Below are 12,920 nucleotides of genomic sequence, written 5' to 3' on the forward strand. Positions count from 1 at the left end.
GAAACAACTACCACTGAGGCCGGCTCGATCAGCGATCGTATTCGTAAGTACGACCACTACGACAAGCTTCAGGGCTGATTTTGCCGAGGACGGGCGGAAACCAGGGGCCAGACCCGCGAGGTGGGCACCTGGTTTCCGCTCGCCCACAGTACCGAGAGGAGGGAACCGGACGTGGAAAAGAAGCTCACCGTCGCGCGCGGGAACTGCCCGTGCACCCGGCAGGACGCCCGGGAACTGACCGACCTGCGGGTCTGCACCCGGGACGTAGCGGACTGCGGCCCTGACGACCTGCTGGGCGAGCTACCGGAGTCCTTGGGCGCGCAGGTCGCGCATGATCTCGCCCAGCCGACGTCCGCGACCCTCCAGCTGTCCAAGCTCGCCGGACTGTACGGTCACGACTTCGGCCAGGAATTCATCCTGTGCGCCTCGCCGACCGTCAGCTCAGCCCTCACGGTCGTGAACGACACCGGCCTCCGCCTGCACCGGCTCACCTGGCACAGCGGCGACGACCGGGCGGCGCTGATCGACATGATGTCCGAAGTGCGCGCCGCGGGGAACCGGGGATGCGTGCTGTGGATCGCCGAGACCGAGTTCGAGCATTACCTGCCGGAGCACCTCACCGGGATCAAGCTCGGCGCGATCCCGTTCTTCTCCGCTCGATTCACGGTCCCGTCGCTGATCACCTACCTGGACATCGTCTCCCGCACCGACTATCCCGCGGAGGAACGGATCGAGGCGGACCTGGTCACCCGGCTGGAGGGAGCGGAACGCCTCGAACTGGAGACACCGGCGCTCGAGGCGAAATGCACGTTCGAGCATCTACGGAACGAACACTGGTTCTCGTTGCACGGCGCGCTGCGCTGGGGCGACCAGACCGTGCTGCCGACCGGAGAGCTTTCGACACTGACCGACGCGTCGGGCGAGTTCAGCGATCGCGCCCCCTTCAAGCTGACCGGACGGATCGTCTTCCAGGGCAGCCCGATCGTCCACCGCGGCGACGAGTCGGTGACGATGGCCGAGACCGAAGCCGCGTACCAGCGGCTCTCCGTGATGCGCGAAAACCCGGTGATCGCCGAGATCGACGGTGGATACATCGAGCGGTTCGTCGCCCCCGCCCCGGAAAGCGAACTCGTCCGCGACGTCTTCACCGCACTCGTGGACACCGAGCCGCGGTACCGGAAGGTGCACGAGTTCGGGTTCGGCACGCATACGCTCTGCCGCAGGCATGTGCCCGGCAACTTCCACCCGAACGAGCGCTGGCCGGGAATCCACATCGGGTTGGGGCTCGGCGGGCACACGCCCTTCCACATCGACCTCGCACTGACCCAGGTCGAGGTCTACACCGCCCGCGACGGGGAGCGTCGCAACCTGTACCAGGATCTCGGGCTCCGTTGATCGGCCCGACGGCCCGATCGACCTGAAAACGCCACTGTGGAACGGAGAAAGCGTGCTCGTCGAGGAACGTGACTACATCATCGTCGGAGCGGGACCGGCCGGGCTGCAGGCGGCCTACTTTCTCGAGCGGGACGGCCGGGACTACCGCGTGCTGGAGGCCGCCCGCCCCGGGGCGTTCTTCGAAAAGTTCCCGCGCCACCGCATGCTCATCTCGCACAACAAGGTCAACACCGGCTTCGACGATCCGGAGAAGAACCTCCGCTGGGACTGGAACTCGTTGCTCTCCGAGGACCTCCAGCTGCTGTTCCGCGACTACTCCCGTGACTACTTCCCCCGGGCCGACGACCTGGTCAGGTACTTGCAGGACTTCCGCGCGAAGTTCGACCTGCGTGTCGTCGAGGGGACGAAGGTCGAGCGGATCGAGCGGGTGGGCGACGGACGCTTCGAGGTCCACGCGACCGACGGCAGGCTGTGGCTGGCGAAGCAGGTGATCGTCGCGACCGGGCACACCGTCACGCACTCCCCCGACGTTCCCGGAGCCGAGCTGTGCGAACAGTACCGAGAGATCTCGACGGACCCCGAGGAATATCTCGGGCAGCGCGTCATGATCGTCGGCAAGGGGAACTCGGGACTCGAAACGGCCGAGAACATCTACCAGCACACGGCCAGCGTTCACCTGCTCAGTCCATCGCCGGTCCGGCTCGCGTGGACGACGCACCACGTCAGCGATCTCCGCGTCATCTACAACAACACCCTCGACTCCTACCAGCTCAAGATGCAGAACACGGTCCTCGACGCACGGCTCGAGAAGATCGAGCGTGAGCCCAACGGGCAGCTCCGGGTGTTCTACCAGTACACCCACGGAATGGGGCAGCGCTGGGAACTCGTCGTCGACCGGGTGTTGTTGTGCTGCGGATTCCGTTTCGACCACGGCATCTTCGGGTCGTCGCTGCGGGTCGAAACCTGCCACGACGGCCGGTGGCCGCGGGTGAGCAGTACCTGGGAGTCGACTTCGGAGCCCGGTCTCTACTTCGTCGGCACCCTCATGCAGGCCAGGGACTACAAAAAGTCATTCTCTGGCTTCATCCACGGTTTCCGGTACAACCTGAGGTTCCTCAACAGCGTCTTCGCCCAGCGCTACCACGGAGAATCACCGGAGTGCTCGGCGCGGCTCGCGAAGACCGAGGACGAACTCGTCGCGCATCTGATCGACCGGTGCAACGAGGCCTCGTCCCTGTTCCAGGTTCCAGCCTTCATCGGTGACGTCTACACTCTCGACAAGGAGGACATCGCTCAAGCCTGGCACGACATCCCGGTCGACTACGCGCTCGACGCACCGGAGTGGCGCGACCGGACCAAGCTGATCGTGACCCTCGAGTACGGCAAGCTGCCGACGGGCACCGATCCCTTCAACATCCCGCGCGATCCCCACGACGGTTCCACGAGCCAGTTCGTGCACCCGGTGCTCCGCCTCTATCGCGGAACCGGACTCGTCGACACCCACCACGTTCCCGAAGATCTCGAGAACGAATGGGATATCGACCTCTACACCGTCCCCTGCAAGGAAGCCGTCAAGCGCATGCTCGACGCGGTGAGCGATCAGGAGCACGTCCGGCGATAAAGCCGCCCGTCGCTCCACACGCGCGGTACTTCGCCCCAGGCGATCGCCGACGCGACGTCGGGGAAGAATCCCCGGCCGTTGAAGTTCGCGCTGGTGTTGCACAGCAAGGGAATGCCGCTCAACCGATGGTACTGCCGCAGCACCTCGGCGAGGAACCGATCGTCCTCATCGGACACCGTCTGAAGCCGCGCGGTACCGTCGAGATGCACCACCGCGGGAATACGCTGGACCCACTCCGGCCGTACGACGTGCTCGAAGAGCATGTGCGGGTCCGGCGTCCCCGGTGCGAAGATCCCGGGAGCCTCGTCGACGAGACAGACCGGCGCGACGGGCCGGTAGAACTCCCGTCGCTTGACGCGGTTGAGTTCGGCTTTCATGTCCGGATCCACCGGGGCCGCGAGGATGCTGCGACCGCCCAGCGCGCGCGGTCCCAGCTCGGCACGCCCATCGAGGACCACCACCGGTTCGCCGGACTCGTGGAGGATCCGTGCCAATCCCGCGGCGTCGCAAGGTGCGGCGGTCCACCCTTCGGGCAGGGTGAGGTCCCCTTTCAGGGGCGGGCCGAGGCGAGGCTTCCAGCGGATCGGGCCCAAGGCGTTCCGCCGCCTGGCCCGGCCGAGCACCGCCGCCCCCATCGCGGAACCCGAGTCGTTCGGGAACGGCGGCACCCACAACTCCCGGACCGCCGCGTGGGCGCGCAGCGCGGAGTTCCACTTGATGTTCAGCGCGCATCCACCGCCGAAGCACAGATTCCACGGCCCGGTTCCCTTCCAGGAGCGCATCTTCGCCTCGAAGCGCTCCAGCAGCAGCTCCTCGAGGAACTGGTGCACACTGGCCAGAACATCCTCATCGGACAGGCCGATGCGCCGGACCACCGCCCGGACCGCGTCGAAGAACTCGTGGACAGGCGGCATGGACGGCTCGGACACGCTGCCGAACCCGCCGACGTTCGCGCGGTAGTCGCGCGCAGCTTCGTTGTCGGCCTCGAAACGTTCGTGGAACGCCGTGCGGAGCGCGTCGACGGCGGACCGCCGCGCCTTCCCGAGCGCGATGTACGCCATCAGTTTGCCCGCGACGCCGAGGTCATCGACCCGCGGTGACTGGATCTTCCGCCGAAACGGCCCGAAATGATGGGCCGCGACCGCGTAACCGTGCCCGATGAGGGGGAAGAGATGGCCACCGTTCTCCACGCCGTTCGCCGGGTCCACCCAGAACAACCGGGGGAACATTCCGCCGTCCCAGATCAGGACCGTGGACGGCTCGCCGCGGACGGCGAACGGACTCGTCGCGTAGACCGACGCGACATGACCACCGACGTGGGTGTAGCTGGTGTAACCCCTCGGCACACCATCCATCGGGAACTCGCCGGCGAAACACGGCGCCAGCACGTCCGGGTGTTCCGGCGATTCACGATACGGGCCGACCGTGATCTCGATCGGCCTTCCGTGCGCGGCCGTCCCGACCGGGCCTGGCTCGTCGCCGTCCCAGCCGTCGATCACCCATTCGTCGATGTCCGAGAGCCGGTAACCGAACTCGTCGAGTACCTGTCCGACGAGTTCGAGATCGGCGATGGGACTGTACCGGTGACCGTTCGCCAGTTTTTCGACCTCCACGCTGAACACGAGATCGTCGTCGTCCAGCAAGGCGATGGCGCCGTCGTGGGTGAGCTTCAATCCGCAGATCAGCAACTGTCTTCCCCTCGGATCGCCCGTCAGGCCCACAGTCGTTCGGCTTGAAGATGGAGCAGTTCGGCGGGCACGCCACGCCGTCCGCAGGCTTCGGCGAGCAATGCGGTCTGCTTCGCCTGCTCGGACTCGGGGTCGTAGGCCGAACCGGTCAGGTGACGCAGCCAGGGTTCGAACCCCATGGCGTAGGCGTAGACGTGCCGCGCCGAGATCAGCCGAGCCAGCGAGTCGGCCATCCGCGCGTCGGACCCGCGCAGCGCGCGGCTGTCGTCGGCGGCGAGCCCCGGACGCTTTTCCATCAGCGGTCCGTACATCCACGACATCGGGGCGCCGACACATTCGAGGCCGACGAACAAGGCGTCGACCACGCCGATCCGGGGAGCGAGCTGTTCGAACAGTTCCGGTGCCGCGAGCGTCATGTCCGTGGCGAAGACGAACCGGCGCCCGGCCAGCTCGACGAGCGGCACCATTTTCGATCTGATGTCCAGGTCGCCGTGCTCACCCAGGAAGGGCAGCGCGGTGATCTCGAGGTCGGCACCCGCCCGCCGCGTGTCGAGTTCGGTGAGTGCTTCGACCCGTGGGAAACCGAGCGCCAGCAACATCGGGCGCAGCCCGGGATCCGCCAGCGATCCGCCGGAGTCGGCGGGCACGAAGATCGTGCCGACCCGGTGCCGCAACTGGAGCAGCGTTTCGACCGACACGTGATCCGGATGCGCGTGGCTCAGGACGACCGCGTCGATCCGGTCGGGCAGATCGGCGAACGTGAAGTGCCGATGCCCGTCGTCGGTGTACCCGATCAAGGGATCCAGCAGCACCGAACTCGTCGAGGTCTCCAGCAACACACACGCATGACCGTAGAAGCGCATGCGCACGCCGTCACCCTCGATGGGCTGCCGAGGTGAGGGCGGCGCCTCGGTGAACGACCCGGCGAACGTCTCGGCGTCGGATCCCGTGAGCCCTAATGCTTCGCCGAGCGCGGTCACGTCCACGGGCCTGGTCCGCGCGGCGAAGAGTTCGTCCAGCACCGGCGAGTCGAACGGGACGGAGAGGTCGAGCCGATCCGCGGCAGGCAGGATCGGGCTGTTGAAGGTGAACGGCTGCGCGGGATCGGGCGCGGCCAGCAGGGAAATCCGCTGTGCCGAGCGATCGTAGTATTCGGACCGGTAGAGCATCGCTTCGAAGAACCGGAGCGAAGGCCGGTCGGCCAGGTCGTAGGTCAGCTCCACGTGACCGCGCAACGGCTCCGGCAGCCGCGGATACAGCGGGGCGAGCTGGCCCCCCGTGGCCTGGTCCTGAAGCAGCTTGCGTGCGGTGTCGACGGCGTCGGCGAACTCGAGCAACGACCTGCCGTCACGTTCGATCCGGGCCAGCAGCTCGGCGATGACGGAAGGCTCGTTCGCGCCGGCCGCGAGGAAGGGACCGCCGTAGCGACCCGGGTTCCGCAACGCCGCTTGGTGCACCTGAGGCGCTTTCAGATAGCTGCGCATCCCTGGCAGGATCCGCTCCCGGAAGTTGAACGCCGCGGTATGCGGGCTCACCAGATGCGGCCACGCGTACCAGCGGTGGATCGTCGGCTGTGCCGACACGGCTCCTCGCAGGTACCGTGCGGAATCGACTGGCATCTCTGTCCCCCTGTCACTGCTGTCCTGTCGAACCTGCTTCCACTGATTCGGCCTCCGTCAGGTTGCGCCAGCTCCGGACCACCGGCACCCAGAGCAGCGCCGTCACCGCGGCGAGGCCGAGACCGGCGACCAGGAACACCACGGTCGCCGAAGTCGCGTTCAGAAGTACTCCGCCCGCCGCGTACGCGGCCGTGCTGCCGATCATCACGCTCGCGGAGATCACGCCGCTGACCCTGCCGAGCATCGCGGCGGGCACGGCCCGTTGCAGCATCGACTCTTCACCGACGTTGCCGAACGCGTTCCCGAACCCGGCGAACGCCTGCATGACGACCGCGAGCGCGAGGAACGGCGCGAGCCCGGTCAAGGCGAGGCCCACCCCGGTCGCGATCCAGCCGCCGAGGAAGAGCAGGTGCGGGGAACCGCCGCCACGGCCGGTCGTCAGCAGGGCGGAGCCACCCACCATCGCCACCCCGAAGGCCGCGCTCAGCACGCCGAAGGCGGTCGGGGACGCGGACAGGTCACCGGCGAGGAAGACCAGCGCGAGATTGTCCATGGAGCCGAAGAAAACTCCGCACGCCAGCAGAATGATCACGTTGCGCACCAGCGAATTCGTGCGGACGTAACGCAGCCCGGCCACCACCTCGCCGAAGAAGCGCTCACGGGGCTCGTTTCGGCGTTCCCTGCCCAGTGCCGCCAGCTTCGGCAGCCAGGCGAGCAGCAGCCCACCGATCAAGAAGCTCGCCGCATTCACTCCGAACGCGGCCGAGGAACCGAGCAACTGGATCAGTCCACCGCCCAGCACCGGGCCGACCGCTCCCTGCAGGTTGAAGGCGGTGCTGATCCAGGCATTGGCGGAAACCCGATCCTCCGGCGGGATCAGGCGCGGCACCAGCGCGCGTCCTCCGGCCGAGTACATCGTCGCCAGGAACGCGGCGACGGCCACCAACGGCAACAGCACCGGCAGGCTCGGCACCCAGATCGCGATCACCACGAAGATGGCCGCCTGCCCGAATTCGCCCCCCACCAGCACGATTCGCGGACTGAGCCGGTCGGCGAGCGCACCGGCCACCGGGCCGAAAAAGCGCGGGACCGATTCGGCGATGAGCAGGAGCGCGACGCCGGAACCACCATCGCGGCCGCTGACCAGCAGTACGAGAGCGATCGTCGCGGCGCCGTCACCGACGAGGGAAATGACTCTGGCGAGCCAGAAGTACCGGAAATCGGGATACCGGGAAAGAATCTTGGGCCGCGCCTTGCGGGTACCGCCGGCCTTCGCCGCATCCCCGCCGCTCGGCGAATCCCCGGCGGACCCCGGTCCATCGGAACCGGTACCGGGAGACTGCTCGGACATCCAGGTCCTTCCTGCGATCGTCGTCGACACCGGCCCCGCACCGCGGTGAACCTGCGAATGGCCAGCATAATGTCGGAGGCGGGGTCCGGACAACCGAATTCGACACTTCACCTTCCGCATCGGAAACTATTCTTGACGCAAGATCCAGCCATCGGTACTCTCGAATTCGAGAACTCGAAACTCCGGGGTCGCATTCGGACACGGATCGAGTGAAGCCGAATTCACAAACGGGGGGACGGGTCGGCTGTCGCTCCGTTCAACACCGAGGAGATGTAGATGAGCGCTGCCAAGAAGGTTCTCGATCTCGACAACTGGACGCCGGAAACGGGATCGGCGCACGAGTCCCACCAGGGACACCAAGCACATCAGGGGCACCAGGCTCACCAGGGACATCAGACCCGGCAAGGACATCAGGCGCACCAGGCACATCAGGGCCGCTGACCTCCGGATCGAACCGGGCCGTAGTCGCGAATCGCGGCTACGGCCTTTTCGCGCGCCGAACCCGTCGCCGATGATCAAATCAGGTCTCGACCAGAAAACTCCGGACCGCGTTCCGCGCGCCGGGATGATGGAAAAGGACAGGCTCATCGGGCGCGACCCGCAACCCCGGATATCGCGACAACAGCGCGTGCACGGCGATCCGGGTCTGCAACCGGGCGAGAGGCGAACCGAGGCAGAAATGCACACCGTGCCCGAAGGACAGATGCTTGTTCGGGCTGCGCCGGATATCGAATACCTCCGCGTCCGGGAATGCTCGTTCGTCACGATTCGCCGAAGACACCCACAGTGAGACGAACCCGCCCGCGGGCAGCACGTGCCCGCCGACCACCACTTCCCTCGTGACCCTGCGTTCCAGCCGGGCGTCCGGCGGGCGCAACCGCAGTATCTCCTCGATCGCCCCTGGCAGGAGGCCGGGATCGGCGCGAACATCCGCGTGAGCCCGCGGGTTCTCGTGCAGGGCGAGGACGGTATTGGCGAGCAGCATCGTGGTCGTGATGTGCCCGGCGAAAAGGAGCAGCGCGGAGAAGCCGACGATCTCCTCGTCATCGAGCCGATTCCCGTCGATCTCCGCCTCGACCAGTCTGCTCACCAGATCGTCCTCGGGCATGACCCGGCGCAGCCTGGCGTGGGCGAGCAGGTATTCGCTCATGTCCCGCACCCAGGGCAAGGTCGACTCGATCACCGTGTCCTCGGCGTAGTCCGCCGACTCGGACGGAAGATCCGGCCGAAGTGCCAGCAACGCGTCCGACCAGACGCGGAATTGCGCGCGATCCTCGGCAGGCACCCCCAGGAGTTCGGCGATCACCGTCACGGGCAGCGGATGCGCGAGGTCCTCGACCAGATTCATCCGGCCACGCTCCTCCGCCGCGTCGAGCAGGTCGTGCGTGATCCGCTCGACGCGGCCTGCCAGCGCGTTGATGCTCCGCGGCGTCAGCGCCTGGTTGACCAGGCCACGCAGCTGCCGATGTCGCCGCCCGTCCACGACGACGAGGTTCCCCTTCAGCGACAAGCCCAATTCCTCCTGCCGCGCCGACTGCCCGAACTCCGAACTGAACACGGCGGGGTCGTTCAGCATCGCCGCGATCTCGGCATAGCCGAACACATGCCAGAGCCCGGTCTCCTCGTCGAACGCGATGGGCGCGGTCTCGCGCATCGTGCGAAGCCAGGCCAGGTGCTTTTCGACATCCTCGGCCAGTACGACCTCCTCGACCGCCTCCATGCGATACCACTCCCCCGTCTTCTTCAGCGACTGACCTGGGTGAAATAGGGCGGAGGCGGACGACCTCCCCGGCGAGCGTCACCTGGATCCTGCTTCGGGCGAGTGGCCCGAACAGCACTCGCAGTCCGCCTCCGCGAACTGATCTTCGTCCGGTTCGCGGACACGTTCCACCGTGTCACCGGCTTCCCCGCCAGGATCTTCCTCTTCCCGACCAACACAGCGCGGGTCGGGACGCGCAACACGTAGGCGTTCGTCGTCGCCCACCGGAGAATCTCGTTCACGGCGGAGTCGAGCAAGCCGCCATCCGTTCCCGGCGGGCGGCCGGGTACCGGCTGTCGACCGGGACGTAGGCGCACCCGACTTCAGGATCCCCAGCAGGGCGACGATCATCGGAACCCCGCGCTCGAGCTGGAACGCCACCCGGTCGCCACGGCCGATCCCCTGTGCGGGGAGTTCGTCGGCGAGAACGCCGTTCGGAGCGTCCAATCGCGCGTAGGTCAACCGGTCGTCACCTTCGCTGATCGCGTATCGGTCCGGAAACCGGGCCGCGGTTCCGGCGAACAAGCCGGTCAGTCCGCCTTCACCTGACCCTGCCGCACCGGGAGGTGATCCCGGTGCGGCAACGGACATCCCGTCGATCTCGGCGAGGCACCCGGCACGGGACCGGGCCTCGCCCCGTGCCCACCGGCCGGCGGTCACGGGTTTACCGACGGGCCACACGCCGAGGCTGCCGTCCACCGCTTCGACCACTGAATGAAGCCGGTGCGCGGACCTCGATGTCACGCTTGCCATCCTCTGTTCACTGGGCACCGTGGACAGTTGTTCCCCCGCTGCCGGACCTCAGCCGACGCCGGTCCCGACGGCGAGACCGGGGACCGTCTTCGCCGTGTTGTGGCGGAAGATGTTGACCGCCCCCACGACCTCCTCCGATTCGTTCCGGATCGGGAACACGTTGACCAGCGCGAGGATCCGGTTACCGTCGGGTTGTTCACAGATGACGTCGGCGTTCCGGACGGTGCCGCCGTTGTTGATGACCACCGCGGGCGGCGCCTTCTCGTGCGGCATCACGTCACCGGATGGGTAGCGGAGCCGGAAGGCACCGCAGTATTTTTCACTGGTGCCCAGTTCCGGTGACCGGCCCCAGGCGCCGATCGCCGTCTTGTTGCACGAGATCAGCGTGCCGTCCTTCTCCAGGACGTAGATGCCGACCTCGATGCCGTCGATCACTTCCTGATCGCTCAGGACACCACCCGGTACCAGCCTGCCGTTCTCGATTTCACCGCGGAACTCCAGATCGTCCAGTTCTCCGGCCGCGATCCGCTGTTCGACTCCCATGCCGACTCCTTACTCTGCGAATATCCCGTCACCTGCGAACATGCCATCGAAAATAATTTCGCGATAATCCGGCCGTAGCTTGAGGTTGTAGCGGTACAAGTAGAAACGCAGCGCGAAGTATTCCGGTGATCGCTTCGGAACACCCAATTCCGCTTCGACGAACTCGAAGAGGTCGGCCGCCGAGGTGAACCGGCGGCAGAGAATTTTGAGCAGATCGTATTCCGTCCCTTTCAGGCCGCCGTCATCGGCACGCACGAGGCCGAGCGGATGCAGCAGACGATCGATTTCCCCGCCGTATGCGGCCAGTACCACTTCGGCGAGGACGAACGCGACGGCGTTTTCCACCTTCGTCGGTACCCGGCCCGGCCGCAGGATTTCCGCGACCACTCCGGATCCGCCGGGATCGCAGACTTTTCCGACAAGTTCCGAAACCGAGCCGACCACGGTCTCGTCCGCCGACCTGAGTTCGAACGCGTCCAATGTGTCCCGCCTGCCAAGACACCATGCCGCCAGCTCACCGGGTTCGGCCGCGTCCCGGAGAAACCCCACCCAGTCCTTCTTGGCTTCGTGCGCTCTCGAGAAGAAAGTATCCTCGAGGTACCCGAACAGCTCGTCCACCGCCTCCCGCCCGCCAAGGCGCGCGACGAGGTCTTCGGGATAGTGGAACGTCGGGTAGAGCAGATCCGGCTCCGGCAGCATCCCGCCGGGGCCGATCGAGAACACGGCGTCCGGCGAGGCGTCCCCCATCGGCCCCTGGCCGAGGTCGAACAGCCTGGTCGCCCGGGTGATCAGGCCACTGTCATGATAATCCGACAGACCGGCCTCGTTCATCGCGAAGAGTGTCTCCGTGATCGTCCGCGCGTCCGCGAACGAGTTGCCGAGGAACATGTCGAGACGATGTCCTCGCGTCGGCCTGCCCGTGCGTTCCGCGTGTGCGCGCATCTCGATCGCCCAGTCCAGCTGGGCTCGCAGCGCGTGGCGCTTGCGGTACGGCACCTTGGTCTTTTTCAGATTGGTGTCGTCGAAGGACATGAACTGGTTCCAGCCCGGCTCGAACCCGGCGTCCAGCAAACCGCGCATCTGCTCGGCTTCGAGCGGCGGATTCGGCAGGAAGTACGCGGACCAGGACACTCTCCGGTGGCCCGGCCGCGCCTGGTTGAATCGGGCGAACCGCCTCCCGAACTCCAGCAGCGACTCGTTGCTCCCGGCGTTGATCTCGGAGCAGATCAGCCAGACGCGGGGGACGCCGCGCTCGGCGAGGAATTCGACCTCGGCCATCACCACGTCGGGATCCCGCTGGTGCTGCTGCCTGCCCTTGACCATCGGCTCGGTGCAGAAATAGCAGCGATACGGGCACCCCCGCATGACCTCGACCGCGACATGCGGCCCGTCCGGCGCGAAGATCCCCGGGGATCCGTAGAAATCCACCAGCTCGGCGAGGATCTCCTCGTTGTACTCACGATGTTGCGCGGGTCCGTAAAAGACCCGGCTGTTGAAGGTGTGACCCCGCTCGCCGCGGTGGATCAGGTTGTCGACGTTCTCGAGATCGGTGGCGGCCAGTACCTGTTCGAACTTCGCGAAGAAGTCGTCCGGTTCCCCCTGGATACCGAAATCCGGTTCGAGCAAGGAGATCAGGCGCCGCGCGTGGGTGGTGAAGCCGAAGCCGCCGACGACCACCGGGACATCGGCGAGCGAACGCACCGTGTCGATCAGGTACTTCGTGTCGTCCACCGGGAAATAGTTCCGGCCAGTACTGACGGGCATTCCGGGAAGGTCGGGCTCCGCGTAATCCCAGATGTAAAGCGAATCCGCCTGCCGCAGATGAGTACCCACCATACGAGGGGCCATTTCGACGATCGCCGCGCGGAGCCTGTCCGGCCATTCTTCGCGTGGTGAACCGAGCAGATCGAGACGTCTGACGGTCAGTCCGTGGCGACGGGCAATCGCGGAAACCTGCACGAACGCATAGGGAAAAATCGGAAGGCCCGGATAGTTCGACGCATTGAGCAGCAGCAGGTCCGCGCGCTCTGGCATTCTCACACCCCCGGCCGGTTCCACCCCCGGAACCACTTTGAGGCTATAGCGCGACATGTACCTCGTCAACAAGTCACTTCTCGGCAGACGAGCATTGTCCGAACCGCGATTGACCCCTAGCATGACCAGCACGATCACTGGGGTGAGCCGTACTTGA

Annotated in this window: 10 protein-coding genes; 3 read left to right on the plus strand and 7 right to left on the minus strand. The window is 66.3% G+C overall.

All coding sequences use genetic code 11. The features are described from left to right. Positions 1-171 precede the first annotated feature (171 nt). Together ACZ6DT_RS12530 and ACZ6DT_RS12535 are read left to right on the plus strand one after the other, a co-directional pair. The gene (locus ACZ6DT_RS12530; protein ID WP_465592859.1) at positions 172-1,395 is read left to right on the plus strand and encodes a hypothetical protein; all 1,224 of its coding nucleotides are present in this window, start codon (positions 172-174) and stop codon (positions 1,393-1,395) included. Positions 1,396-1,447: 52 nt separating this feature from the next. Further along, positions 1,448-3,016 carry an NAD(P)-binding domain-containing protein gene (locus ACZ6DT_RS12535; RefSeq protein ID WP_465592862.1) on the plus strand — a complete coding sequence of 523 codons (1,569 nt, stop codon included), beginning with the start codon at positions 1,448-1,450 and terminating at the stop codon, positions 3,014-3,016. On the opposite strand, the gene ACZ6DT_RS12540 is transcribed toward ACZ6DT_RS12535, so the two are convergent. The 3 genes from ACZ6DT_RS12540 to ACZ6DT_RS12550 are packed head-to-tail and all read right to left on the minus strand — an operon-like array spanning position 2,995 to position 7,674. After that, complete coding sequence (locus ACZ6DT_RS12540; protein ID WP_465592865.1) at positions 2,995-4,704, minus strand: carbamoyltransferase N-terminal domain-containing protein; 1,710 nt, start codon at positions 4,702-4,704, stop codon at positions 2,995-2,997. The two genes, ACZ6DT_RS12535 and ACZ6DT_RS12540, sit on opposite strands and share 22 nt — an antisense overlap. A 23-nt stretch (positions 4,705-4,727) precedes the next feature. Next, complete coding sequence (locus tag ACZ6DT_RS12545; RefSeq protein ID WP_465592868.1) at positions 4,728-6,323, minus strand: MBL fold metallo-hydrolase; 1,596 nt, start codon at positions 6,321-6,323, stop codon at positions 4,728-4,730. Positions 6,324-6,336: 13 nt separating this feature from the next. Next, the gene (locus ACZ6DT_RS12550) at positions 6,337-7,674 is read right to left on the minus strand and encodes an MFS transporter (RefSeq protein ID WP_465592870.1); all 1,338 of its coding nucleotides are present in this window, start codon (positions 7,672-7,674) and stop codon (positions 6,337-6,339) included. A gap of 276 nt (positions 7,675-7,950) precedes the next feature. Here ACZ6DT_RS12550 and ACZ6DT_RS12555 point away from each other — a divergent pair, with 276 nt between their 5' ends. Further along, positions 7,951-8,115, plus strand: a complete 165-nt coding sequence (locus tag ACZ6DT_RS12555) for a hypothetical protein (RefSeq protein WP_465592872.1) — start codon at positions 7,951-7,953, stop codon at positions 8,113-8,115. 79 nt (positions 8,116-8,194) lie between these two features. Here ACZ6DT_RS12555 and ACZ6DT_RS12560 read toward each other — a convergent pair whose 3' ends face one another. From ACZ6DT_RS12560 to ACZ6DT_RS12575, 4 genes are all read right to left on the minus strand, one after another. Next, a complete protein-coding gene (locus ACZ6DT_RS12560) occupies positions 8,195-9,394 on the minus strand; it encodes a cytochrome P450 (protein WP_465592875.1) in 1,200 nt (399 codons plus the stop codon). Positions 9,395-9,472: 78 nt separating this feature from the next. After that, entirely contained in the window at positions 9,473-10,186 is a 714-nt protein-coding gene (locus ACZ6DT_RS12565) for an AMP-binding protein (protein ID WP_465592878.1), read from the minus strand. 48 nt (positions 10,187-10,234) lie between these two features. After that, positions 10,235-10,729, minus strand: a complete 495-nt coding sequence (locus ACZ6DT_RS12570; RefSeq protein ID WP_465592881.1) for a PAS domain-containing protein — start codon at positions 10,727-10,729, stop codon at positions 10,235-10,237. Between the two features lie 9 nt (positions 10,730-10,738). Then, positions 10,739-12,763, minus strand: coding sequence for a radical SAM protein (locus ACZ6DT_RS12575; protein ID WP_465592884.1), 2,025 nt, complete (start codon positions 12,761-12,763; stop codon positions 10,739-10,741). Positions 12,764-12,920: the final 157 nt, after the last annotated feature.

Source organism: Amycolatopsis sp. NPDC041971, assembly GCF_055588925.1.